22 protein-coding genes are annotated in these 24,791 nt (G+C 35.0%); 11 read left to right on the top strand and 11 right to left on the bottom strand.

The annotated features are described in order from the left end of the window. Positions 1-7: 7 nt before the first annotated feature. From NNH57_RS13570 to NNH57_RS26515, 3 genes are all read left to right on the top strand, one after another. Complete coding sequence (locus NNH57_RS13570) at positions 8-700, top strand: lysoplasmalogenase (protein WP_074407257.1); 693 nt, start codon at positions 8-10, stop codon at positions 698-700. 147 nt (positions 701-847) lie between these two features. Next, the gene (locus NNH57_RS13565) at positions 848-2,287 is read left to right on the top strand and encodes a peptidylprolyl isomerase (RefSeq protein ID WP_328517065.1); all 1,440 of its coding nucleotides are present in this window, start codon (positions 848-850) and stop codon (positions 2,285-2,287) included. After that, on the top strand, positions 2,271-2,975 hold the full coding sequence (locus NNH57_RS26515) for a peptidyl-prolyl cis-trans isomerase (RefSeq protein WP_328517064.1): 705 nt from the start codon (positions 2,271-2,273) through the stop codon (positions 2,973-2,975). Before NNH57_RS13565 ends, NNH57_RS26515 begins: the two co-directional genes overlap by 17 nt. A gap of 88 nt (positions 2,976-3,063) precedes the next feature. On the opposite strand, the gene galE is transcribed toward NNH57_RS26515, so the two are convergent. Both galE and NNH57_RS13555 read right to left on the bottom strand, forming a co-directional pair. Further along, a complete protein-coding gene (galE, locus tag NNH57_RS13560; protein WP_108808998.1) occupies positions 3,064-4,080 on the bottom strand; it encodes a UDP-glucose 4-epimerase GalE in 1,017 nt (338 codons plus the stop codon). A 42-nt stretch (positions 4,081-4,122) separates the two neighbouring features. After that, positions 4,123-4,578 (bottom strand): GAF domain-containing protein, encoded by a 456-nt coding sequence (locus tag NNH57_RS13555; protein WP_074407260.1) that lies wholly within the window; start codon positions 4,576-4,578, stop codon positions 4,123-4,125. A 182-nt stretch (positions 4,579-4,760) separates the two neighbouring features. Between NNH57_RS13555 and NNH57_RS13550 the strand changes: the two genes are divergently transcribed. Then, positions 4,761-5,330: a DUF3347 domain-containing protein gene (locus tag NNH57_RS13550; RefSeq protein WP_108808999.1), complete on the top strand. Its 570-nt coding sequence runs from the start codon at positions 4,761-4,763 to the stop codon at positions 5,328-5,330. Between the two features lie 193 nt (positions 5,331-5,523). Then, on the top strand, positions 5,524-6,288 hold the full coding sequence (locus NNH57_RS13545) for a M15 family metallopeptidase (protein WP_234423440.1): 765 nt from the start codon (positions 5,524-5,526) through the stop codon (positions 6,286-6,288). Positions 6,289-6,403: 115 nt separating this feature from the next. On the opposite strand, the gene aceA is transcribed toward NNH57_RS13545, so the two are convergent. After that, positions 6,404-7,681 (bottom strand): isocitrate lyase, encoded by a 1,278-nt coding sequence (gene aceA, locus NNH57_RS13540; protein WP_074407262.1) that lies wholly within the window; start codon positions 7,679-7,681, stop codon positions 6,404-6,406. A gap of 32 nt (positions 7,682-7,713) precedes the next feature. Beyond that, entirely contained in the window at positions 7,714-9,312 is a 1,599-nt protein-coding gene (gene aceB, locus NNH57_RS13535; protein WP_074407263.1) for a malate synthase A, read from the bottom strand. A gap of 127 nt (positions 9,313-9,439) precedes the next feature. On the opposite strand from aceB, the gene NNH57_RS13530 reads away from it, so the two are divergent. Beyond that, a complete protein-coding gene (locus tag NNH57_RS13530; protein WP_074407673.1) occupies positions 9,440-10,915 on the top strand; it encodes a helix-turn-helix domain-containing protein in 1,476 nt (491 codons plus the stop codon). Between the two features lie 130 nt (positions 10,916-11,045). On the opposite strand, the gene groL is transcribed toward NNH57_RS13530, so the two are convergent. The 7 genes from groL to miaB all read right to left on the bottom strand — a co-directional run bounded on the left by groL (position 11,046) and on the right by miaB (position 17,851). After that, positions 11,046-12,683, bottom strand: a complete 1,638-nt coding sequence (gene groL / locus NNH57_RS13525; RefSeq protein WP_074407264.1) for a chaperonin GroEL — start codon at positions 12,681-12,683, stop codon at positions 11,046-11,048. Between the two features lie 114 nt (positions 12,684-12,797). Continuing rightward, the gene (locus tag NNH57_RS13520) at positions 12,798-13,073 is read right to left on the bottom strand and encodes a co-chaperone GroES (RefSeq protein ID WP_025663354.1); all 276 of its coding nucleotides are present in this window, start codon (positions 13,071-13,073) and stop codon (positions 12,798-12,800) included. A gap of 156 nt (positions 13,074-13,229) precedes the next feature. Beyond that, positions 13,230-13,559 carry a preprotein translocase subunit SecG gene (gene secG, locus NNH57_RS13515; protein WP_025663353.1) on the bottom strand — a complete coding sequence of 110 codons (330 nt, stop codon included), beginning with the start codon at positions 13,557-13,559 and terminating at the stop codon, positions 13,230-13,232. A gap of 7 nt (positions 13,560-13,566) precedes the next feature. Further along, positions 13,567-14,523, bottom strand: a complete 957-nt coding sequence (locus tag NNH57_RS13510) for a hypothetical protein (protein WP_074407265.1) — start codon at positions 14,521-14,523, stop codon at positions 13,567-13,569. Between the two features lie 57 nt (positions 14,524-14,580). Further along, positions 14,581-15,087 carry an LptE family protein gene (locus tag NNH57_RS13505; protein WP_074407266.1) on the bottom strand — a complete coding sequence of 169 codons (507 nt, stop codon included), beginning with the start codon at positions 15,085-15,087 and terminating at the stop codon, positions 14,581-14,583. A 5-nt stretch (positions 15,088-15,092) separates the two neighbouring features. Further along, positions 15,093-16,358 carry a sigma-54-dependent transcriptional regulator gene (locus NNH57_RS13500; RefSeq protein WP_074407267.1) on the bottom strand — a complete coding sequence of 422 codons (1,266 nt, stop codon included), beginning with the start codon at positions 16,356-16,358 and terminating at the stop codon, positions 15,093-15,095. Positions 16,359-16,405: 47 nt separating this feature from the next. After that, entirely contained in the window at positions 16,406-17,851 is a 1,446-nt protein-coding gene (gene miaB / locus NNH57_RS13495; protein ID WP_074407268.1) for a tRNA (N6-isopentenyl adenosine(37)-C2)-methylthiotransferase MiaB, read from the bottom strand. A 133-nt stretch (positions 17,852-17,984) separates the two neighbouring features. On the opposite strand from miaB, the gene NNH57_RS13490 reads away from it, so the two are divergent. The 5 genes from NNH57_RS13490 to porL all read left to right on the top strand — a co-directional run bounded on the left by NNH57_RS13490 (position 17,985) and on the right by porL (position 24,744). After that, complete coding sequence (locus tag NNH57_RS13490; RefSeq protein WP_074407269.1) at positions 17,985-18,773, top strand: hypothetical protein; 789 nt, start codon at positions 17,985-17,987, stop codon at positions 18,771-18,773. Positions 18,774-18,881: 108 nt separating this feature from the next. Further along, positions 18,882-21,383, top strand: coding sequence for a type I DNA topoisomerase (gene topA / locus NNH57_RS13485; protein WP_074407270.1), 2,502 nt, complete (start codon positions 18,882-18,884; stop codon positions 21,381-21,383). Between the two features lie 8 nt (positions 21,384-21,391). Next, the gene (locus tag NNH57_RS13480) at positions 21,392-22,555 is read left to right on the top strand and encodes a formimidoylglutamase (protein ID WP_108809000.1); all 1,164 of its coding nucleotides are present in this window, start codon (positions 21,392-21,394) and stop codon (positions 22,553-22,555) included. A 110-nt stretch (positions 22,556-22,665) separates the two neighbouring features. After that, positions 22,666-24,039 carry a T9SS ring complex lipoprotein PorK/GldK gene (gene porK / locus NNH57_RS13475; protein ID WP_074407272.1) on the top strand — a complete coding sequence of 458 codons (1,374 nt, stop codon included), beginning with the start codon at positions 22,666-22,668 and terminating at the stop codon, positions 24,037-24,039. 78 nt (positions 24,040-24,117) lie between these two features. Beyond that, on the top strand, positions 24,118-24,744 hold the full coding sequence (gene porL / locus NNH57_RS13470; RefSeq protein ID WP_108809001.1) for a type IX secretion system motor protein PorL/GldL: 627 nt from the start codon (positions 24,118-24,120) through the stop codon (positions 24,742-24,744). Positions 24,745-24,791 lie beyond the last annotated feature (47 nt).

The following is a 24,791-nucleotide window of genomic DNA, read 5'->3' as shown; positions in this document are numbered from 1 at the left end:
TATTGCGATGAGCAAAAAAACACGAAACCAGGGGATTGTAGTATTTGTTGTAGCTTACATTATTATTGTGATATGTGATCTGGTTTGTAGTAGTAATGAAGCGTATTCGGATTTTAGAAATATTACAAAACCTTCAATTCTGGGTTCATTAATCATCTTTTTTTTGGTGCATAGAAAGGGACTGGGTATTTCTGTATTTAGATTAATGATATTGGCCTTGTTGTTTTCTTTGGCCGGAGATATACTACTTTTATTTGTTGTACAATCTCAACTTTTCTTTATTGCAGGTTTAGTTATGTTTTTGTTGGCACATATAATGTATATTTTCTTGTTTCTTAAAAAGCATAATAAGCACAAAAAAAACAAGATTTTTCTTATGCTAACTGTTGCTTATGGAGCAGGTTTGTTCTATTTGTTATATCCTGGGCTAGGAGATATGTTAATCCCTGTGATGGTGTATATGATCGTGATTTTGTTAATGTCAAATGCATCATATTTAAGAGAGAAACGAGTCTCCCAAATGAGTTTTCTTATGGTTTTTATAGGTTCCCTGTTTTTTATGATCTCTGATAGCCTTTTGGCATTTACAATGTTTTATCAGCCTTTGCCTATGAGTAACGTATGGATTATGACTACATATGCAACAGCTCAGCTTTTGATTGTTTGTGGTGTTTTAAGGCAAAAAAATCAAATTTTTTAAAGTAATAAAAGTACGTAAAAACCACACTATTCTATATTAAAAACCGAAAGAGTTAAAACTTCATACAGACTTTCAGTTTTTTAATTGGTATTATTACAATAAAATGGTACTTTCGCCCACTATATTTTGAATAAATTATAATATACCATGGCAGTTTTAAATAAAATCAGACAGCGTTCGGTTTTTCTAATTGTAATCATTGCACTAGCACTTTTCTCTTTTGTGTTAGCAGATTTGATTCGTAATGGAGGGGCTATTTCCCAGAAAGCTGAAAATACAATTGCAACAATAAACGGAAAAGATATTGATCGAACAGAGTTTGCTAGAAAAGTAGAACTAGCATCAAGAAGTTTCGGAGGAGGAACATCAAGTATCCAAGCTGTAAATTATGTATGGAATCAAGAATTGAGAGAAACAGTTTTTGAAGAGCAATTCGAAGAACTAAATATTAGAGTAGGAGAAGATCAGGTAAACCAGTTGTTAGAAGAGTCATTAGCAAATAACCCAACGTTTTTGAATGAAGCCGGAGTTTTTGATAAAGCCAAAATGCAAGAATATGTTGCTAATGTAAAAGCTACTTCGCCACAAGCATATCAACAATGGTTGGATTTTGAGGTTTCTGTTAGTAAAGGTGCTAGAGAGCAAACTTATCTTAATATGATTAAGGCTGGTGTAGGATCTACATTAAAAGAAGGAGAGCTGGCTTATAAAATGGAAAATGATAATGTAGATATCAAATATGTACAGCTTCCATTCTCTAGTATTGAAGATACAGAAGTAGAAGTGACGGATGCAGAAATTAAAGCATATATCGATGCTCATAAAGATCAATATAAGGCAGAAGCTTCGAGAAGTATACGTTATGTGTTATTTAATGAAGTTCCTAGTCAAGAAGATGAAGATCAAATAAAAGCAGAAGTAGCTGCATTATTAGACGATAAAGTAGAGTTTAATGAAGTAACTAAAACGAATGACTCGGTTTTAGGATTCAAAAACATTGATGTAAAAGATGCAGAAGAGTTTGTAAATCAAAATTCTGCTGTAAAATTTGATAGTGGATTTAAGTTTAAAAAAGATTTACCAACTACAGAAGCAGATACGATTTATAATCTTGGTATAGGAGACGTATATGGCCCATATAAAGATGGAGATTATATTAAAATTTCAAAAGTAGTTGCGCAAAAGCAAATGCCAGACTCGGTTAAAGCAAGTCATATTTTAGTTTCTTGGGCTGGATTAGGCACTGCAGGTGATATAAAACGAACTAAAGAAGAAGCAAAGACCTTAGCAGATAGTATTATTGCAGTAACCCAAGCAGATAATACAAAATTCTCAGCGCTGGCAACACAATTCTCTGCAGATACTTCTAGTAAAGATAAAGGAGGAGATCTTGGGTATTTCTCACCAGGTAGAATGGTTCCTGCTTTTAATGATTATTGTTTCGAAAACAAAACTGGAGATCAGGGAATTATAGAAACGCAATTTGGATATCATATTATAAATATAGAAGATCAAAAAAATGAGCAAAAAGCTATAAAAGTAGCTACAGTAGCTCAAAAGGTTGAGCCAAGTGAAAAAAACGATTAATGCTATTTTTACAGAAACAACCAAGTTTCAGATTTCGGCTAGAGACAAAGATTTTGAGGAAGTTTCTAAAGAAAATGAATTAACAGTACGACCTGTAAATAAAATCAAAGAATTAGATGAGAATATCCCTGGATTAGGAGCTAGAAGAGCAGTTGTGCAATGGGCTTTTAATGAAGAATCTAAAGTAGGTGAAATAAAACGTTTTGATATCCCTGAAGGATATGCGGTAGTTCAATTAACTGAAAAAGAAGATGAGGGATCAATGAAAGTAGAAGATGCAAGTTTAACTATAAAACCTATCTTAGTTAATAAAAAGAAAGCAGAAAAATTAAAAAGTAAAATTTCTGGTAGCGCACTAGATGCAATTGCTCAAGGTCAAGGGCAAACTGTAAAAATCGCTTCTGCATTAACTATGAAAACTCCAACTATTAGCGGAGCAGGAACAGAGCCAAAAGTAGTGGGGACAGCCTTTGCTTTAGAACCAGGAAAAGTATCTGGTCCTATTGTTGGTAATAACGGAGTATATGTTATAGAAGTAACTAAGAAAACACCAGCTAGTGGTTTAGATACATATATGAGTTATGCATCACAAGTTTCCAAAGCTCAGACAGGAGCAGTGAATACCAAAGTTTTTGAAGCGCTTAAAGAAGCTGCAGAAATAGAAGATAAGAGATCTAAATTCTACTAAAAAGTAGATTAGATTGATATATTAAAAAATTAAAACCCTGAAGAATAACTCTTCAGGGTTTTTTATATACTAGTTCTAGTTTTTGTGTCTAGCTTCTAACCTTTTGTTCCCATTTCCAGGCAGAAGTAAGAGAATCATCTAAGCTGCTTTTTGCTTTCCATCCTAGTTCACTATTTGCTTTAGTAGTATCTGCATAAGCTGCTGTAATATCACCTTCTCTTCGTTCTACAATTTTGTAGTTTAGTTTTTGTTCAGATACTTTTTCAAAGGATTGTATCACTTCTAGAACAGAGCTTCCTGTACCAGTGCCTACATTAAATACTTCGTAATTAGATGCGTTCTTGCTGTCTAACAATCGTTGTAAGGCTACTACATGAGCTTTTGCGAGATCTACGACATGTATGTAATCTCTAATGCAGGTTCCGTCTGATGTGGGGTAATCGTCACCAAATACAGACAATTGCTCTCTTAGCCCTATTGCTGTTTGTGTAATAAAAGGAATCAGGTTTTGAGGAACCCCAATAGGAAGTTCTCCAATTTCTGCCGAAGGATGCGCTCCAATTGGATTAAAATAACGTAATGCAATAGCTTTTAAGGCAGGATATACTTTGCAGGTATCCCTTATGATTTCTTCTCCAATCTGTTTTGTGTTTCCGTAAGGAGACTCTGCTGCTTTAACCGGGGCATCTTCTGTAATTGGTAACTCATCTGCCTGGCCATATACCGTACAAGAAGAGCTAAAAATAAAACTAGCCGATGGTTTATTAGCTAATTGCTGAAGGATATATACCAGAGTCGATAAATTATTCTCATAGTATAATAAAGGTTTTTCTACGCTTTCACCTACAGCCTTTGATGCTGCAAAATGAATAACTCCTTCTATGTCATTATGACGGTTAAAAAACTCTTGAACCTTATCTTTCTCTCTAAGGTCAAATTTTTCGAAAACGAGATCTTTCCCTGTGATTTCACAAATTCCTTTAATCACATCGGGTGATGAATTCGAGCAGTTGTCGATAATAACAACTTCATACCCTTTGTTTTGTAACTCTACAACGGTGTGAGAACCAATAAACCCCAATCCCCCCGTGACTAAGATTTTCATATGTAAAATGATTTAATATTTGTACCAACGAAGGAACAATAATTAAAGGATTTTAGCAACTTCTTGATTTACAAATTCTAAAAATCGTTCATCTTTTTCTGTAAAAGGATCTGAGCTCTCAGAGTCAATATCAATCTGCCCAATATTTTCTCCATTCTTGAATAGAGGGATTACGATTTCTGATTTAACAGTTAGACTACATGCGATATAATTGTTTTGTGCCTGCACATCAGGAACCACAAAATTCTCATTAGAAATAGCAACCTGACCGCAAATCCCTTTTCCGAAAGGAATAATATCGTGATCTGTTTTTTCGCCAACATATGTGCGAAGTTTTAATTCTTCTTTGTCTTCATTTTTAAAATAAAAACCAACCCAATCATAGTGGCTTATGTTGTCTTTAAGTAGTTTGCAAATCATATACAGTCTATCTGTAACAGATTCGTCATTGTCCTTAAGTATATGAGTAACCTGGGGTTTTAAATCTTCAAAAAGCATTCCTAACAATTTTTCCCGGCAAAAATATCTAAAAAAAATATAAAAGCCTCTTATTTAGAATGGTATTGTTTTGTTAAAAAATCACTTAAAAAATAAAAATGCATTGGCGATTGTTTTATATATAGAGTATTTTTGACATCTTAATGGTGAAGAAACTAGACTAATTTTTAGCGTATAATTGCATGTGCAGTAGTATTTTGAGAACAACAGGAAGATTTTTTATAGTAATAGTATTTATAACTTTGGCAGGTGTATCCTGTAATAAGGATAAGAAACCCGAATCGGTTACTGTAGATGATAGTGTAAATGAAATTGCCGATTATAATAAGACCGATTCTAGATCAGAAGTTAAGTTTTCTGATGTAAAAATTCAAGAAATATATGATTTGTATCTATCTGTAAAAGCAGCTTTAGTAAATTCAGAAAGTAGTATTGTGCAGGCAGAAACAAAAAAAATAGAAGCTGTTATAGAGGATTCAAAAGAGAATGAACAGCTTAAAGCAGTTTCAAAACTCATTTCACTAACCAAAGACATCAAAAAACAACGTGATTTTTTTGTAACATTAACTAGTGAAGTAGAAAAACTGATTGGTAAAGCAGAAATTACATCTGGCGAAGTGTATAAGCAATTTTGCCCTATGGCATTTGATGGAGAAGGAGGATATTGGTTATCTGATTCTAAAGAAATTAGAAATCCATATTATGGAAAAAAAATGCTTGCCTGTGGAAATGTGGAAAAAACTTTTGAATAGCAGGTGAATTCGTGTTATTTAGTACAAAATATAAAATATATTTCCAGTATAGGAAAGTAAGAAAATACTTATAATAGAAATATTGATTATATTTATAAGGAATCAAGTGCGTAAATAAACTTAATTTTGAGGGAAATTTAAGACATTAATACGTACTGGATTAGTATTGTAATTGGGATAAAACAAAAAGGATATGATTGAGAAAAAATTAATCTTGTTGATTTTTTCTGTACTCTTTTTTTCCTGTAGTGAAGCAAAAATGACTCCTGGGCTTACGGTTCGGACAATTGCTCTTATAGAAAAATCTAAAGCACTACAGTTACGGGGGAAAAAAGTAGAACAGAGTATGCTCAGAAAAAAAGATTCGATAGTAATGCTTATCGGCGGGCCGAGCATAGAAGTTACTTCGAATGATAAAGATTTTATAAATATAGAGAGCTTGTCTGATGAGTTTATTTTGGATATGAAATACGCTACCTCTGATAATTTTTTAAAAGAAAAAGTATATTCTTGCGCCAAATGCTTTGTTAGAAAAGACGTAGCAGAAGCACTTATAAAGGTAAATAATGATTTGCTTACTCAAGGATACAGAATGAAATTCTTTGATTGCTATCGACCATATAGTGTACAGAAAAAAATGTGGAAGATCTTTCCTAATCCTGGATATGTAGCAGACCCAAAAGGAGGATCCGTACATAATAGAGGGGCAGCTGTAGATATAACTTTGGTTAGATCAGCTGGTGGACATGTCGATATGGGAACAGATTTTGATCATTTCGGAAAAGAAGCACATCATTCGTATAAATCGCTATCGAAAACAGTACTTGGGCATCGTAAGTTGTTAAAAGAAACTATGGAGAAGCATGGCTTTAAGACCATTAGAACAGAATGGTGGCACTATAATTTTAAAGGAAACACAAAGTATAAAATATCAGATTTTAGGTGGAAATGTGATTGATACCTTATCGTTCTTTAAAGTGAGTGGTACTGACTAAAAAAAACGACACTCACCTTAATGAGTGCCGTTTTAAAGCACAATAATTGTAAAAATCGGAAAAAATCATGCTTTATATTTAGAATTGCTCGACTTCTGTACTGCCTTCCATAGCTACAGTCGAAGCTTTACCTGCAGTTACTGTATTTTGTACAGCGTCAAAGTATGTAGTGCCTACAAATCCTTGATGTTTTACAGCACGAAATCCGTCTTTTTGTAGCGCAAATTCTCTTTCTTGTAATTCAGAATAGCCAGCCATTCCTCTTTCTTTATATGCTTTAGATAACTCAAACATACTTGTGTTTAATGCATGAAATCCTGCAAGAGTAATGAATTGAAATTTGTACCCCATAGCGGCCAACTCCTCTCTAAATGTTTCCATTTCTGAAACAGAAAGCTTTGCAGCCCAGTTAAAAGAAGGAGAGCAATTGTACGCCAGCATTTGATCTGGATATTTGGCATGGATAGCTTCGGCAAATTTACGAGCTTGTTCTAAGTCGGGATTACTGGTTTCCATCCAAATAAGATCGGCATAAGGTGCATATGATAGCCCTCTGTCTATACCTTGCTCTATTCCGTTATTTACATGAAAGAAACCTTCATCGGTGCGTTCTCCTGTAACAAACTTTCTATCCCGCTCATCTACGTCGCTAGTCAATAAATTGGCTGCATCGGCATCGGTACGTGCAATAATAACTGCGGGTACTCCCATTACATCTGCCGCAAGGCGAGCAGCTACTAATTTATTAATAGCTTCCTGGGTAGGGACTAATACTTTTCCGCCAAGATGACCGCATTTTTTTGCAGAACTTAATTGATCTTCAAAATGAACTCCGCTGGCACCCGACTCAATCATAGATTTCATCAATTCAAAAGCATTTAGGTTTCCTCCAAAACCAGCTTCGGCATCTGCGACGATAGGAACCAAATAGTCCTTTTTATTTTTCTCGCCATTTACTACTTGTATTTGATCTGCTCGTAGTAATGCGTTATTAATTCTCTTTACAACTTGCGGAACACTATTTACAGGATATAGAGATTGATCTGGGTACATTTGTCCGGCAAGATTTGCATCGGCGGCCACTTGCCACCCGCTTAAGTATATTGCTTCTAATCCTGCCTCTACTTCCTGTACAGCCTGGTTACCTGTTAATGCTCCTAATCCCGCTACAAAATTCTGAGTTTTTAGTTTCATCCATAGTTTTTCAGAACCTTGTTTAGCTACGCTATGCTCGATTTTGTATGAGCCTTGTAACTTTACTACCTCTTCTGCAGTATAAGGGCGTTCTACATTTTTCCATCTTGGATTTGTGGTCCAATCGATAATCAATTCTTCTATTCTTTGTTCTGTGTTCATGACTTATTGATTTTACTATATATTGATTTACTTTATATGTATTGATATGCTCTGGTGGTAAGAAATTCTTCAAACTCATCTGAGGTTACCAGTTGTTCGAAAATCTGGATGGCATTTTGATAATTTTCGGTTTTGAAGAGTGCGTTTCCTACCTGCTTTTTAATTACCTCAAGTTCATCTTTAAAAAGAGTAGTGAATAATGAGTTATTAAGTGTTCTGCCATCTTCTAAAACTACTTCCTGTTGTAGCCATTGCCATATTTGAGTTCTGCTAATTTCTGCAGTAGCGGCATCTTCCATAAGATGATATAATGCTACTGCTCCATTCCCTCCCAACCAGGTGGCGATATAATGAATTCCTACATTAATGTTTTGTCGTATTCCTTTTTCGGTAATCGTACCTTTTGGGATAGCTAAAAGATCATTTTCGGTAATGTATATATCATCACGTTTTACATCCATTTGATTAGGATTTGGCATATGAGTATCAAATACGCGCATTGCCAGTGCTACCAATCCCGGATGTGCTACCCATGTGCCGTCATGACCGTTTTTTACTTCTCGCTCTTTGTCTGCTTGTACTTTGGCATATGCAATTGCATTTCTGCCTTCGTCTTCTTTAATTGGGATTTGTGCAGCCATACCGCCAATTGCCAGGATATTTCTTTTGTGACATCTTTGAATTACCAGCTTGCTATATGCATCCATAAATGGACTGGTCATTGTTACCTGGGCACGATCAGGAACTACAAAACCTGGGTGATTTCTTAGTTTTTTGATGTAGCTAAAAATATAATCCCATCTTCCACAATTCAGCCCAACGATGTGATCTTTTAATGCATAGATAATTTCATCGAGTTGAAAACTTGCTGTAATAGTTTCTACCAAAACCGTCACTTTTACTGTTCCGTGTTTGATGCCTAAGTAGTCTTCAGAAAAATCAATTACATCGTTCCACCATATAGCTTCAGTAAAATGCTCTAGTTTAGGGATGTAATAATAAGGCCCGGTGCCGTTTTCTTTAAGCTGTTCATTGTTATGAAACAGGTACAAAGCAAAATCAAATAGAGAAGCAGATACTTCCTTACCTTTTGATAAAAGATGTTTTTCATTAAGATGTAAACCTCTGGGTCGTACGATTAATGTGGCTGTCTTTTCGTTAAGTCTGTAGGTTTTATCTTTTTTAGGATTATAAAACGAAATAGTTTTGTTAATCGCATCTTTTAAATTTTTTTGCCCTTGAAGACAGTTTTCCCAAAGCGGAGCATTGCTATCCTCGAAGTCGGCCATAAATGTTTTGGCTCCAGAGTTTAAAGCGTTAATAACCATTTTTCTGTCGACAGGTCCTGTGATTTCGACTCTTCGATCTTGTAGATCCATAGGAATTGGTGCAGCTGCCCATTCGCTATTGCGAATCTCTTTGGTGTTTTCTGGGAAAGAAGGATGAGTTCCCAGATCAAATAGTTGTTGCTGGCTTTGGCGATTTTTTAAAAGGACTAATCGTCTTTCGTTAAAACGATCTTGTAAGGCCTCTAAAAAAATCAGGGCTCCATCGGTCAATATTTCTGGATGGTAGTTTTTAACTTCTTTAGTGAAGCTAATTTTCTGATTAAGGTTTGTCTGTGTTTCCATAACTTATATCGTTTGAGTGAACAATATTATAAAAAAGTTTTTTACAAAACAAGCGAACGTTCGCTAAATGTGAACTTTTTGTTTTTTCGTGAATTACGCAAAAATGGTTACTTTTGAACCTATGGCGATAGCAGAAGAATATATTAGGTTGATTTTTGGACTGAAAATCAAGCAGATACGAACAGAGAAGGACTTGTCTCTTTTCGGATTGTCAAAGTTATGCGGGCTTTCTAAATCGTATTTAAATGAAATAGAAAAAGGAAAAAAGTACCCTAAGACAGATAAAATTATCAAACTTGCAGAGACATTTGATGTTCCTTATGATAATTTGGTTTCTCTAAAATTAGATAAAAACCTAGCGCCGATTGGTGAAATTTTACAATCTGGAATACTAGATGAAATTCCATTAGAATTATTTGGGATACAGCAAAGCGATTTAATTGATATTATAGCTAATGCGCCATCAAAAGTAAATGCGTTTATAAGTACAATTATTGAAATTGCACAACATTATAATATGAGTCGTGAAGGTTTTTACCTGGCTTCTTTACGATCTTATCAAGAAGCGCATAACAACTTTTTTAAGGATCTAGAAGATAAGGCTTTGCGATGTGCTAACTCATATCAGTTGGATTTAAGTGGAAAAATTACTTCGGCTGATTTAGAAGATATTCTTAAGGAAGAATATGGGTATACAATTAATGTTGCCGGGATTCCTAAGCAGGAAGAATTGGATAATCTGAGATCGGTATTTGTGCCCTCTACAAAAACACTATTGTTATCAGATCGAGTAGATGAGGCTCAAAAAACGTTTATTTATGCCAAGGAGTTGGGATATCAATACCTGGAAATTACCGAAAGACCTTATACCTTTTCATGGATAAAGTATGATAATTTTGAAGAAGTGTTACATAATTTTTATGCATCGTACTTTGCTGGTGTCTTAATTATTCCTAGAGCTCATTTGAAAGAGCACCTTAAAGAATTATTTTCAATGAAACGATTCTCTGAGAAAGCTTTTCATAAGATTATGAAATTGTATAATGCTTCTCCAGAATCTTTTTACCAACGTCTTACTAATATATTGCCAAAAGATTTTGGTATGCAAAATGTATTCTTTCTTCGGTTTACTCATAAATTAGGGGCAGAGAAGTTTAATTTGGTTAAAGAATTACATATTACGCACCAACAGCAACCTCATGCTAACGAGGTTAATGAGCATTACTGCAGACGATGGATGGCTATTAAGATTTTGCAGCATACGGCTACTAAAGATTTGGAATATGCGTTTAATATCCAAATCTCTGATTATGTAGATACGGATCAACAGTATTTGGTGTTTACTTCGGCGACAAAGGATCCTTTTAAAAAAGACTATTATCGTAGTATAGGGATTGGATTTTTGAAATCTTCTACTCTAGAGAAAAAAATCAATTTTGTTAATGATCCAAAAATATTAAAAGAAAAAGTGGGGGTCACTTGCGAATCATGTTCGCTATTAGATTGTGAAGTTAGGATGGCTCCTCCTAAACAACTATTGGCTAAGGAGAAACATAAAAAGACGGCAGAGTTGGTAGAAGGTATTATGAAGCAATATTCTTAGTGTTAGATAAGTTTAAAGACTGCCTTTTCGGTAAAAGAAAACCCCATCCTGAGTTTTCAGAATGGGGTTTTGTATTCTTAACAAATTTATATTCACAAACTTGCTAAATATTTTTACTGCCGCCGGGCGACTACATCATTCCTGGCATACCTCCGCCCATTGGTGGCATTGCGCCTCCGGCAGGAGCATCCTCTTTAATGTCTATTAGTGCACATTCTGTAGTAAGGATCATACCAGATACAGAAGCTGCATTTTCAAGAGCTATACGTGTTACTTTTTTAGGGTCGATAATTCCAGCTTTAAGCATGTCTACGTAATCTTCAGATTTGGCATCATATCCAAAATTATCTTTACCTTCAAGAACTTTAGAAATTACAACAGATCCTTCGCCTCCTGCATTTTCTACAATAGTTCTAAGCGGTGATTCGATTGCACGGTTTACAATTTGTACACCTGTAGCCTCGTCAGCGTTCTCGGTTTTTACTTTGTCTAATACAGCCTTAGCTCTTACCAGGGCAACACCACCACCGGCAACAATACCTTCTTCTACAGCAGCACGAGTAGCATGAAGTGCATCATCTACACGGTCTTTCTTTTCTTTCATCTCTACTTCAGAAGCAGCACCTACATATAGTACAGCAACACCACCAGCTAATTTTGCTAAACGCTCCTGTAGTTTCTCCTTGTCATAATCAGAAGTAGTAGTTTCTATTTGAGCTTTGATTTGATTTACTCTGTTTTTAATTAAATCTTCTCCACCAGCACCATTAACTACAGTCGTATTATCTTTGTCGATAGCTACTTTTTCAGCAGTACCTAAGTGTTCAATAGTAGTGTTTTCTAATGTAAAACCACGCTCTTCAGAAATTACAGTACCTCCTGTTAGGATGGCAATATCCTCTAGCATTGCTTTACGTCTGTCTCCAAAACCTGGAGCTTTTACAGCTGCAATTTTAAGGGCTCCACGTAGTTTGTTTACTACAAGTGTAGCTAATGCTTCTCCGTCTACATCTTCTGCAATAATTAAAAGTGGTTTCCCAGTTTGAGCAACAGGCTCTAAAACTGGAAGCAGATCTTTCATAGCAGAAATCTTCTTGTCATAAAGTAAGATATATGGTGTTTCCAGATCAGCTGTCATTTTTTCGCTGTTGGTTACAAAGTATGGAGAAAGATATCCTCTGTCAAACTGCATTCCTTCTACGATATCTACAGTAGTATCAGTTCCTTTTGCTTCTTCTACTGTGATTACTCCTTCTTTACCAACTTTCTCAAAAGCTTTGGCAATAAGGTCTCCAATAGTTTCATCATTGTTAGCAGAAATAGCTGCTACCTGTTTGATTTTATCAGAAGAGTCACCTACTTCTTTTGTTTGTTTCGAAAGGTCTTCTGTGATTGCTTTTACAGCTTTATCGATACCACGCTTAAGATCCATTGGGTTTGCACCAGCAGCTACATTTTTAAGTCCTTCTTTTACGATAGCCTGGGCTAATACAGTTGCGGTAGTAGTACCATCTCCTGCAAGGTCATTGGTTTTAGAAGCTACTTCTTTTACCATTTGTGCTCCCATATTCTCAAGAGCATCTTCAAGTTCTACTTCTTTAGCTACAGAAACACCATCTTTAGTTACTGTAGGGGCTCCAAAAGATTTACTGATAATTACGTTACGACCTTTAGGTCCTAAAGTTACTTTTACCGCATTAGCTAATGCATCTACACCACGTTTGATACCATCACGTGCTTCTATGTCAAATTTTATGTCTTTTGCCATAATTAATTTTTTGAAAAATTAAAATCCAAATCTCAACATTCAAAACTTCCTTTTCATAGAATATATTGAATAAAGCAGTGGATTTGTTTTTTGTGATTTTTAAATTGATACTTCTTATACGATAGCAAGGATGTCATCCTCACGCATGATTAAATAATCCTTTCCATCTAATTTTAATTCGGTACCAGCGTATTTACCATAAAGTACGGTATCACCAACTTTAACAGTCATATCGTGATCTTTTTTACCGCCACCTACAGCAGCTACTTTACCTTTTTGTTGTTTTTCCTGGGCTGAGTCAGGAATAAATAATCCTGATGCTGTTTGCGTCTCTGCAGGAAGTGGCTCTACAACCACACGGTCTGAAAGAGGTTTGATGTTTACTCCCATTATGATTTGTTGTTTTTTTTTGTTAAAATTAAAATGAAATCTTCGATGCTTCTTATTTCAGAAATTATGCCAGTGGGACGATACTGACAAATTGAAACAAAAAATGCCGACTATATGACAAGTCGACATTTTTGTTGTTGTTTTTTTTAATAGATGTTATTCTTTGTCATCATTTTCTGTTGCCGGAGGAGTAACAGGAGTTTCTATCTGAACATCCTCGGTATTAACTTTTGATTCGGGAATAGAGCTTCCACCCATTAAATCTATATTAGATAACAGGATTAATACCAGTAATAGTGTGGCTAAAGTCCAGGTACTCTTGTCTAAGAAATCTGTAGTCTTTTTTACACCACCTAGTTGTTGTGTTCCGCCGCCACCAAAAGAAGAAGATAATCCACCTCCTTTAGGGTTCTGTACCATAATTACTACTACCAGTAAAAAAGATACGATAACGATTAGGATTAAGAATATTGAAAACGTTGTCATTATATTGTTATTTATTTTCTTGTAATTTTTTTATCGCTCGAATTTGGTCTGCAAAGAAACCACTTTTTTCGGGATTTTTCAAAATTAATATGTTATAAGCCTGAATTGCTTTTTTATAGTTTTTCTGAACCAAATATACTCTGGCCAAAGTTTCTGTCATTAATTCGTCTGAAGGAACTAGATTTTCCTTAGCCAGATTGCGCGCAGGAGTATTCTTGGCAGCAGGTTGTATCTTAGGATTGTTAGCGATAAACTCATCTATCAAATCGAATTTATGTTTTTGATCTAATGATTTAACAGGTTTTTGTTCTTCAATTTCAGGGCTCGGAGCTTTGATTTCCTGATCAGAATCTCTGTCTATTGGGTGTAAAGAGGTTAGTTTTAACCATTCTGCAAAAGAATGTGTTTCTTTTTTATTAAAATCCAGAGGTTTATCAATTTGTAAAGTTTCTTCTGGAGTTTTGTTTTTATCTTGAATGTTTTTTGGTTGATCTTTTTCTGTTATATCAGGAGTTGCAGACTTAGCAATTTCGATTTGTTTAAGAGTGCTGTTTTCTTTTCTTTCAGAAAATAATTTGGGATCCAGAACATTTTCTGCTTCTTTCATTTTCATTCTTACAGCATCATCCATAGCTATTCTCGGAAGCATTTTAATCTCTTCTGGATCGATAACTGTTATATCAGACTTCTGTTTCTTTTTTACTTCTTCGGTAATGTTACTTTCTTTAAAAAGATCAGAGGTGATAAAATCAAATAATACACTGCGATCTGTAGTGTATGCTGCGGTGGTCTTTAATTCCTGGTTGTACCTAAAACTTTCCTGATCTTTTAAGGATTTTAATACCAATGCTCGTGCTGACTGAAAATAAGGAAATGTTCTTGTGATTTTTTCAAGGGATTTTGCCTGCTCCTTATTAAGCTGGGCAGGATTTTGAAGTAGATATGAAAACTCTTTAATATTCAACTAGTACTAATTATATATATTTATTATTCAACTCTTTGATAGAGTTTACTATTGTTTTTACCATCTGGCCAGTGTGGCATTAAACATATCTTGCGTGATTCTTTCAAAAATTACATCCAAGGCCTGATCTCTTATCGTGTTTTCTGATGAAGAAGCGGGATAATCAAAGAAAAAAGAAAAACGTTGTTCTAGATCTTGAGTTGGGTCTTTTGTGTCATAAAACCTCATGTTTATGGCAATCGTTAATCGGTTTTGAGCAGCTGTTATGTTTGATGTTGCTGTATTTGGGGAAACATAATCTTGTACGATTTCTCCTTCGTAGATGATATCTCCTCCAGAAGTAGATAAACTAAGATTAGTTTGATTAAGGATTAAATCTTGTAGCTGATTCGTAAAGGTTTGATCGGCTCCAGGGAAAATTCTTGGGGATTGGTTTTGGAAAAAATTAACTTGAAATGTTTTTGTATCGGGAGAAATATTTGTTCCGGTAAAGGAGTATGCTCCGCATCCTTGAAACAAGACTATTACAATTAGTGTCGCTGCTATATATTTTAATTTTCTCATCAATGTTATAAATCGTATTGTTTTATTTTTCTGTATAAGGTGCGTTCACTAATTCCTAATTCTTCTGCCGCTGCTTTACGTTTACCTCTATGACGTTCTAGAGATTTTTTAATCAATTCCAGTTCTTTATCATGCAATGATAATGTTTCTTCTTCTTCAATTTCTTCAGCAAAATGGTATTTATCATCTTCTTGTCGCTGAATTGCAATTTGAGGCGGTATTTCGAGCACTTCAGAGGTTGTTGCTGGTCTCGGAGGTTCTTCAAAATGTGTTTCTTTTTCCTTCTCCTGATAAATTTTTTGAATTAACCTTTCATTATCTTTTTGTACTTGTTGTGTATTACCACTTTGCATTAGCTCCATGGTTAGTTTTTTGAGATCATTAAGATCACTTTTCATATCAAAAAGCACTTTGTATAATATTTCTCTTTCGTTACTGAAATCACTTTCTTTTTTATCTGCAGAAATCACTGCGGGTAAATTACTTCCGATATTAGGTAGGTACCCATGTAAGGTAGCTCCTGTTATCGTTCTGTTTTGTTCAAGGACTGAAATTTGCTCTGCAATGTTGCGCAATTGTCTGATATTACCACTCCAGTGGTATTTTTCTAGTAAGATAACCGCATCCTCACTTAACCGAATTGTAGGCATCTTATATTTGGTAGCAAAGTCGGAAGCGAATTTTCTGAATAGTAAATGAATATCTTCTTTACGATCTCTAAGTGGAGGTAAAAGGATTTCTACTGTACTAAGGCGATAGTAAAGATCTTCTCTGAATTTACCTTTCTTAATTGCATCAAACATATTAACATTGGTGGCTGCTACAATACGAACATCTGTTTTTTGAACTTTTGACGATCCTACTTTAATAAATTCACCATTCTCTAATACTCTTAATAAACGCACTTGTGTAGTAAGCGGTAATTCTCCTACTTCATCTAAGAATATCGTTCCGCCATCGGCTACTTCAAAATAACCATTTCGGGTTTGTGTAGCTCCTGTAAAGGCTCCTTTTTCGTGACCAAAAAGCTCACTATCTATTGTGCCTTCGGGTATTGCTCCACAGTTTACAGCAATGTACTTACCGTGTTTACGATGAGACAGAGAGTGTATAATTTTAGGAATACTTTCTTTACCTACACCACTTTCTCCGGTTACTAAAACCGAAATATCGGTAGGAGCTACCTGGATCGCTTTTTCCACAGCACGGTTTAACTTAGGATCGTTTCCTATGATTCCGAATCGTTGTTTTATGGCTTGAATTGATTCCATTTATGGAGTTTGTTTTTTGTTTTAAATGTGTGTCTATAAAGTTATCATTAATTATTGTCAGAATATCCAATTGCTTCACCAAGTAAGGTTGCACTGGTACACTCATCGATACGAACCATTACAAAATCTCCTATTTGATATTCTCCTTTTGGGAATATAGCTACAATATTTTTTGTAGTTCTCCCGCTCCAATGCTGATCAGATTTTTTAGATTCTTTTTCAATTAATACTTCAAAAGTTTGTCCGATATAACTTTGATGTCTATAGGCACAGTGCGTTCGTTGTAGAGCAATAACTTCTGCGAGTCTTCGCTTTTTTACATCTTCGGGAACATCATCTTCTAATTTACGCTCGGCAAGTGTTCCTGGTCTTTCAGAATAAGCGTACATATATCCATGCTCATATTTTACATATTCTAATAGAGACAATGTATCTTGATGATCTTCTTCTGTTTCTGTAGGAAAACCAATAATCATATCCTGAGTAATTGAGCAATCCGGGATTATTTGTTTAATATTATCAATCAAATCCATATACTCTTGTCGCGTATGTAAGCGATTCATTTCTTTAAGAATACGATCACTACCACTTTGTATAGGGAGATGGATATGCTTACAGATATTTTTATGTTTTGCCATAATTTCTATCACATCTAATGTCATATCCTGAGGATTAGATGTAGAAAAACGAATGCGTAATTTTGGATGTCTCTGGGCTGTCATATCCAGCAGTTTGGCAAAATCTACTGCTGTAGCTTTTTGAAAATCACTAGCTTTTTCAAAATCTTTTTTCAGGCCACCACCATACCATAAATAACTATCTACATTTTGTCCTAGTAGAGTGATTTCCTTAAAATTTTGAGCTACCAGGTCATCGATTTCTTTTGAGATGCTTTGGGGGTCGCGACTGCGTTCTCTACCTCTGGTAAATGGCACTACACAAAACGTACACATGTTATCACAACCACGAGTAATAGATACAAAAGCAGAGACGCCATTGCTTTGTAAACGAACAGGTGCAATATCACCATAAGTTTCTTCTTTAGAAAGGACAACATTAACCGCATTACGTCCTGCATCTACTTCTTCGATCAGGTTGGGGAGGTCTTTATATGCATCTGGCCCAACAACAAGATCAACTATTTTTTCTTCTTCAAGGAATTTACTTTTTAGGCGTTCTGCCATACACCCCAGAACTCCAACTTTCATTCCTGGATTGATTCTTTTTACTGCATTATACTTTTCTAGTCTTTTTCTAACTGTTTGTTCGGCTTTTTCTCTAATAGAACAAGTGTTTACCAATACCAAATCAGCATCTTCAAGATGTTGTGTGGTGTTAAAACCTTCTTTGGCCAGAATGGAAGCAACAATTTCACTATCACTAAAATTCATCTGGCAACCGTAACTTTCTATAAAAAGCTTACGTTTATTTTCTTTGTTCTGATCAAGAGCAAGTGACTGTCCCTGTATACTTTCGTCAATAATCTTCTCCATAAAATAATTCCTTACCGATTGGGGTCAAATAGTGTGCAAAGATACTTTTTAATACGATTTATGACAAAGTGGCAGGGATTTATTTTCTAAAAAATCTATATTTGATAACTTTCAACCCATAAATGTAGATGTAATGACAAATACACTCTTTGAAAAAATAGAAAATAGTAAGGCTATTGATTTTGGTGATATTTTTAATAAAAGTATTGAACTTTTTAAAAAAGTATGGCTTCAGGGCTTTGTACACTTGCTTATTTCGATGTTGGTTATGCTTCCTTTATTTTTTGTGATGTATATTCCTATTATTGCTCTTGCGGGCATATCAGGATTCGAAAATAGTTATGAAAGTTATGGTGACTATGGGCACCCTAGTGAAGAATTATCGGTAGGTCTAATGTTTTTATTTATTATACTGGTTTTGATAGTGAGTATGATTGCATCTGCACTTCAATTTGGGATTACCGCACATTTTTATAGAGTTTGTAAACAGGTAGATTTAGGTTTGCCAGAGACATCTTCGTATTTTATGTTTCTTAAAGGGAAATATTTAGGAAAAGTGTTTACGCTGGCAATAGCAATATTTGGGATAGCAATTTTAGCTGCACTGTTATGTTACCTTCCGCTTCTTTATGTAATGGTTCCGCTGCAGCTATTAGGTGTTATATTTGCTTTTAATCCAGAGTATAGTGCTTCAGATCTTATAAAAGCTAGCTTTAAATTAGGTAATAAAATTTGGGGAGTTTGTTTTGGCTTAATACTAGTGGCATCTATTTTATCTCAATTAGTAGGAATGATATTATGTTTTGTGGGGGTGTTTTTTACAGCCTCTTTTGTTTATCTGCCAATCTATTTTATATATAAGGATGCATTGGGTTTTGAAGATGACGAATTTGAAAACAAAGAAACATTATTTGTAAAATAAAAAATAAGAAACCTGCTGATCAGCAGGTTTTTTTTGAACTAATTTTTTTGATAAAGAATCTTGATATCAAAAAATTGATATACTTTTGTCGTCAGAAATTAAAGGACTATGGCTAAGAATTTAGTGATTGTGGAGTCGCCTGCTAAGGCCAAAACGATAGAAAAGTTTCTTGGAAAAGAATATACAGTTGCATCCAGTTTTGGACATATTGCAGATTTACCTTCCAAAGAATTAGGGGTTGATGTCGAAGGGGATTTTAAGCCCAAATACATTATTTCCAAGGATAAGAAAGATGTTGTGAAAAAGCTAAAAGATCTTTCTAAGAATGCTGATATGGTATGGCTGGCAAGTGATGAGGATCGAGAAGGAGAGGCTATTGCATGGCATCTTGCAGAAACTCTTAAATTAGATAAAGATAGAACACGTCGTATTGTTTTTCATGAGATTACTAAAAATGCTATTCTTAAAGCAATAGAGAATCCTCGCTCTATAGATTACAACCTTGTAAATGCGCAACAGGCCAGACGTGTTTTGGATCGTTTGGTTGGGTATGAACTGTCTCCTGTGTTATGGAGAAAGGTAAAAGGAGGGTTATCTGCAGGAAGAGTGCAATCTGTTTCAGTACGATTGATAGTAGAACGAGAGCGTGATATTTTGGGTTTTAAACCTGAAGCTTCATATAGAATTGATGCAGAGTTTTCTAATCAGGCCGGTAAATCTTTTAAAGCTAAGCTTCCTAAAAATTTTAAAACCAAAGAAGAAGCAGAAGCATTTTTAAAGAAAAACCTAGGAGCATCGTTTAAGGTAGCAGATCTTTCTACAAAACCTGCAAAAAAATCACCAGCTCCGCCATTTACAACATCAACATTACAGCAAGAAGCTTCAAGAAAATTGTACTTCTCTGTGAGTAAAACAATGACGATGGCGCAACGATTGTATGAAGCAGGTTTGATTACTTATATGAGAACAGATAGTGTTAATCTATCTACAGAAGCTCAAAATGGTGCAAAGGCAGAAATTGATTCGGCTTATGGTAGTGAGTATAGCAATCCAAGACAATATAAAGGGAAATCTAAAGGAGCACAAGAAGCTCACGAAGCAATACGCCCTACAGATTTTTCAAGACATAGTGTAAATGTTGATTATGATCAACAACGTTTGTACGAATTGATTTGGAAACGAGCTATTGCTTCGCAAATGAGTGATGCCAGATTAGAAAGAACTAATGTAAAGATTGATGCTAATACACATAAAGAACAATTTGCTGCCAATGGCGAAGTGATAAAGTTCGAAGGCTTTTTGAAAGTATACTTAGAAGGAAATGATGATGAGGATGAAGAACAAGAAGGAATCCTTCCTGCAATGAAAGTGCAAGAAAGCTTGTTTAATAATTATATTTCTGCAACAGAAAGATTTACAAGAGCACCAGGGCGATATACAGAAGCTTCGTTGGTTAAAAAATTAGAAGAACTGGGAATAGGAAGACCATCAACATATGCTCCTACGATTTCTACAATTCAGAATAGAAACTACGTAGAAAAAGGAGCTAAAGAAGGAGAGGTTCGTAATTATATTCAAATGATTCTCTCGGGAGATGCTGTGAACGAGAAAAAACTATCTGAGAAAGTAGGTAGCGATAAAGGGAAATTAATCCCAACCGATGTAGGGATGGTTGTAAATGATTTTTTGGTAAATCATTTTGCTTCAATTCTTGATTATAATTTTACTGCAAAAGTAGAGCAGGATTTTGATGAAATAGCAGAAGGTCAGGAAGATTGGACTCATGTGATGAAAGAATTTTATCAAGAGTTTCATCCAAGAGTAGAGGATGTATCGCAGAATGCAGAGCGAGAAGTGGGAGAGCGTATTTTGGGAGAAGATCCGGCTACAGGTAAGGTGGTAAGTGTGCGATTAGGTAAATTTGGACCAATGGTTCAGATAGGTACTGCCGATGATGAAGACAAACCAAAATTTGCTAGTTTACCTCCTGGACAAACATTAAGTGGTATTACCTATGAAGAAGCAATGGATTTGTTTCAGCTGCCAAAAGAACTTGGTGTGTATAAAGGAGAAACTATTGTAGTTAATAATGGTCGTTTTGGACCCTATGTGCGTTTTGGTGAAAAATTTGTTTCCTTAGAAAAAGGAGAAGATCCGTTAAGCACTTCTTTGGATAGGGCTATCGAATTAATCGATGCTAAAGAAAAAGCTGATGCTCCTATATATGTATATGAAAACCTTCCTGTTCAAAAAGGAAAAGGTCGATTTGGCCCCTTTATTAAGTGGAACGGAATGTTTATTAATGTAAATAAGAAGTATGACTTTGATAATCTATCTGATGATGATATCGTGTCACTTATAGAAGAGAAGAAGCAAAAAGAAATTGATAAGGTTATTCATAATTGGGAAGAAGAAGGGATTCGAGTTGAAAAAGCCAGATGGGGTCGTAGTAATATCATAAAAGGTAAAGTTAAAATTGAACTGCCCAAGACCGTTGATGCTTCAAAATTAACGTTGGATAAAGTAAAAGATCTCATAGAGAAAAATGCTCCCAAGAAAAAGACTGCAGCAAAAAAGAAAACTACAAAAAAGACCACTAAAAAGAAATAAACCAATATATGTCTTTCGAATTTCTTATACCAGTTAGTGATTTAGTTACTGCTCATACTAATTTACTTTCTGAACATGCATTAGGAAATCAAATTAAAATTCATACAACAGCTAGCGGAGTACCTGATCTGGAAAAAATAGATGTTGCTATTCTCGGTATTCGTGAGAATAGGAATGATATTAATTTTTTGGGTGAAAACTTAAATTTTGATACTATTCGTAAATCGTTATACGAGCTTTATCCCGGTAACTGGAGTACTAATATGGTGGATCTGGGAGATATCACTCCAGGTAATGAAGTTAGCGATACTTACTATTTGGTGCAGGAAGTATTGTCTGCATTATTGGTAAAAAATATTATCCCTATCATTATAGGGGGGAGTCAAGATTTAGTCTATGCGCAATATAGATCATTCGATATTTTAGAGCGAATGGTGAATTTGGTTAACGTAGATAGTAAATTTGACTTAGGAAATTCTTCTAAGCCGATTACGAATACTTCATTTGTAGGCAAAATTATTGTAGAACAACCGTATAACTTGTTTAACTATAGTAATATAGGGTATCAAACGTATTTTAATACTCAAGAAGAAATTGATCTGATAGAAAAATTATATTTTGATGCGTATCGTTTGGGAGAGGTTATTTCAGATGTAACTGTTGTAGAGCCAATTATGCGAGATGCCGATATTGTTTCTATAGATTTAGGAGTTATTAATTCTACAAGCTTAAGTGGGTATGCTGCTTCTCCTAATGGTTTTGATGGTCGCGAAATTTGTGCGATTTCGAGATATGCAGGAATAAGTGATAAGGTTAAAAGTTTTGGAATTTATGAATTTAAAAACTTTAAAAACGAAGAAACGGCTTCCTTATTGATTGCTCAGATGATATGGTATTTTGTAGAAGGAATCAATTACAGATCTAACGAAATTGATATTAAAAATTTAAAAAGTACACTGCATTATAATGTGCCGATAGAAGACGAAATTTTGTCTTTTTATAAAAGTATTATGACCGGAAGATGGTGGATAGAAATACCATTTATTTCATCTGGTAATAATAAATTGAAAAGACATACGTTATTACCTTGCACATACAACGATTATGAGCGTGCTTGTAATCAAGAAATACCTGAAAGATGGTATAAGGCAAAACAAAAAAACGAAGTTTAACATTTTTATTAGGTCGATTTAAGGTTTTTTTTAGAAAAAAATTGTTTTTCTGGAAATAAATAAATAGGTTTACGTCCTTAAATCTAGAAGATCTTAACCTAAAACACGTTATGAAGAAATTTGTATCACTCTTTGCTATTTTAGCAATGCTCTACAGTTGTGGTGGTGGAAACCGAGGAGAACTGGTAGGAGCACAAGGGAAAAAATGGCACCCGCAAAAACCATATGGTATGGCCCTCATCCCCGGAGGTTCATTTATTATGGGTAAGTCGGATGATGATAAAGCAGCACTTGCAAATGCCCCTACAAGAATGGTTACGGTTCGTTCTTTTTACATGGATGAAACTGAGGTGACTAATAGCGAGTATAGACAATTTGTAAATTGGGTTCGCGATTCTGTTATTAGGATGAGGCTAGCAATAATGGCTGATGAGCTGGGTAAGACCCCAGGTGATGACGGTATTGGAGAATTTGCATTCCTGGATGCTGATACCGAAAACATGTCCGTCTATGAAAAATATATGTACGATAACTATAGTGGTACAGGAGAAACTGGCTACGAAGGTAGAAAACTTAATAAGGATGTAGATATCGAATGGGATATAAATGATTATCCCGATGAGTTTTATGCCGAAGTTATGGATACTATGTATATTCCTCTAGAAGAATCTTATAATGGTAGACGTACTTTAGATGTAAGTAAATTTGAATTCAGATTTACATGGATGGATATTCAGGCAGCTGCACGTGCTAGAAAAGGAGGAAGAAAAGATTTTGTAAAAGAAGAAGTTATAAAAGTATATCCAGACACTACAGTTTGGATCAAGGATTTTAACTACTCATATAATGAGCCTATGCATAATGACTATTTTTGGCATAGTGCATATGATGACTACCCGGTAGTAGGTGTTTCTTGGGAACAAGCTAGAGCCTTCTGTCGTTGGAGAACTATCGAGAAAAATACCTACCAAAAGAAAAAAGGTAAAGAATTTGTGAATTACTTCAGACTGCCTACAGAGGCAGAATGGGAGTATGCCGCTAGAGGAGGCCTCGAGTCAGCTACGTATCCATGGGGAGGCCCATATGCGTTAAATGATAGAGGTTGCTTCTTAGCAAACTTTAAGCCTCTTAGAGGAAACTACGCAGCAGATAACTTTTTATATACTGTAGAAGCCAAAACATTCGACCCTAATGATTATAACCTATATAACATGGCCGGTAATGTTTCTGAGTGGGTACAGTCGTCTTATGATCCCGCAGCTTACGAGTATGTGTCATCAATGAACCCAAATGTCAATGATGATGAAAACAAACGTAAAGTTGTACGTGGAGGATCCTGGAAAGATGTTGCTTACTTCCTACAGGTAAGTACCAGAGATTACGAATACGCAGATTCTGCGAGGAGTTTTATCGGATTTAGAACAGTTCAGGACTACATGGGTACTGAATCGACTGGAGAAGCTAATACTCAAAATCAAAACTAAGTCCCAAAATTTTCTATCAACTTAATTACTAACCCTTTTTTAAAACTTAAGATTTAAAAAAAACAAAACAAATTTATTATGGCAAATTCAAAAGCAAGCAAGAAATTAATGAACATGGTCTACGGTCTGGGAGCAGCCGTTGTAATATTAGGTGCACTTTTTAAAATTATGCACTGGCCATTTGGTAATGAAATGCTTATTGTTGGTTTGATCACAGAAGCATTAGTATTTACTGTTTCTGCATTCGAACCTGTAGATAATGATCTAGATTGGTCTCTAGTGTATCCTGAATTAGCAGGAGGAAACAAAAAAGACAAAAAAGAGAAAGAAACTCCAGAAGGATTATTGTCTCAAAAATTAGACGATATGCTTAAGGAAGCTAGACTCGATACTAATCTTATGAGTAGTCTTGGTGATAGTATTCGTAATTTTGAAGGAGCAGCAAGAAACCTTGGCCCAACAACAGATGCTATAGAAGGAACTAAAAAATATAGTGAAGAGATGGCAAGTGCAGCGTCGCACCTTGAATCTTTAAATAGCTTATACAAAGTTCAGTTAGAATCTTCTGCACGTCAGGCTGAAGCTAACCAGGCTATTGCCGAAAATGCAACTAAGCTTCAAAGTCAAATGGAAAGCCTTGCTAGTAACCTTTCTTCGCTTAATGGAGTATATGGTGGTATGTTAACTGCAATGAACAGAAGTTAACATTTTTTAATTAAATATTTTATAATAACTACCAAAATCTAAAAAGA

Origin of the sequence: Aquimarina spinulae (assembly GCF_943373825.1) — a bacterium.
Classification (GTDB): Bacteria; Bacteroidota; Bacteroidia; order Flavobacteriales; family Flavobacteriaceae; genus Aquimarina; species Aquimarina spinulae.
Note: the sequence above shows the minus strand (reverse complement) of the source record. Positions and strands in the feature narration are given on the sequence as shown.

Coding starts and splice junctions, on each gene's coding strand:
- NNH57_RS13570 (WP_074407257.1), top strand. CDS start 8: ATGAGCAAAAAAACACGAAACCAGGGGATTGTAGTATTTGTTGTAGCT.
- NNH57_RS13565 (WP_328517065.1), top strand. CDS start 848: ATGGCAGTTTTAAATAAAATCAGACAGCGTTCGGTTTTTCTAATTGTA.
- galE (WP_108808998.1), bottom strand. CDS start 4,080: ATGAAAATCTTAGTCACGGGGGGATTGGGGTTTATTGGTTCTCACACC.
- NNH57_RS13555 (WP_074407260.1), bottom strand. CDS start 4,578: ATGCTTTTTGAAGATTTAAAACCCCAGGTTACTCATATACTTAAGGAC.
- NNH57_RS13550 (WP_108808999.1), top strand. CDS start 4,761: ATGTGCAGTAGTATTTTGAGAACAACAGGAAGATTTTTTATAGTAATA.
- NNH57_RS13545 (WP_234423440.1), top strand. CDS start 5,524: ATGATTGAGAAAAAATTAATCTTGTTGATTTTTTCTGTACTCTTTTTT.
- aceA (WP_074407262.1), bottom strand. CDS start 7,681: ATGAACACAGAACAAAGAATAGAAGAATTGATTATCGATTGGACCACA.
- aceB (WP_074407263.1), bottom strand. CDS start 9,312: ATGGAAACACAGACAAACCTTAATCAGAAAATTAGCTTCACTAAAGAA.
- groL (WP_074407264.1), bottom strand. CDS start 12,683: ATGGCAAAAGACATAAAATTTGACATAGAAGCACGTGATGGTATCAAA.
- NNH57_RS13520 (WP_025663354.1), bottom strand. CDS start 13,073: ATGGGAGTAAACATCAAACCTCTTTCAGACCGTGTGGTTGTAGAGCCA.
- secG (WP_025663353.1), bottom strand. CDS start 13,559: ATGACAACGTTTTCAATATTCTTAATCCTAATCGTTATCGTATCTTTT.
- NNH57_RS13505 (WP_074407266.1), bottom strand. CDS start 15,087: ATGAGAAAATTAAAATATATAGCAGCGACACTAATTGTAATAGTCTTG.
- NNH57_RS13500 (WP_074407267.1), bottom strand. CDS start 16,358: ATGGAATCAATTCAAGCCATAAAACAACGATTCGGAATCATAGGAAAC.
- miaB (WP_074407268.1), bottom strand. CDS start 17,851: ATGGAGAAGATTATTGACGAAAGTATACAGGGACAGTCACTTGCTCTT.
- NNH57_RS13490 (WP_074407269.1), top strand. CDS start 17,985: ATGACAAATACACTCTTTGAAAAAATAGAAAATAGTAAGGCTATTGAT.
- topA (WP_074407270.1), top strand. CDS start 18,882: ATGGCTAAGAATTTAGTGATTGTGGAGTCGCCTGCTAAGGCCAAAACG.
- NNH57_RS13480 (WP_108809000.1), top strand. CDS start 21,392: ATGTCTTTCGAATTTCTTATACCAGTTAGTGATTTAGTTACTGCTCAT.
- porK (WP_074407272.1), top strand. CDS start 22,666: ATGAAGAAATTTGTATCACTCTTTGCTATTTTAGCAATGCTCTACAGT.
- porL (WP_108809001.1), top strand. CDS start 24,118: ATGGCAAATTCAAAAGCAAGCAAGAAATTAATGAACATGGTCTACGGT.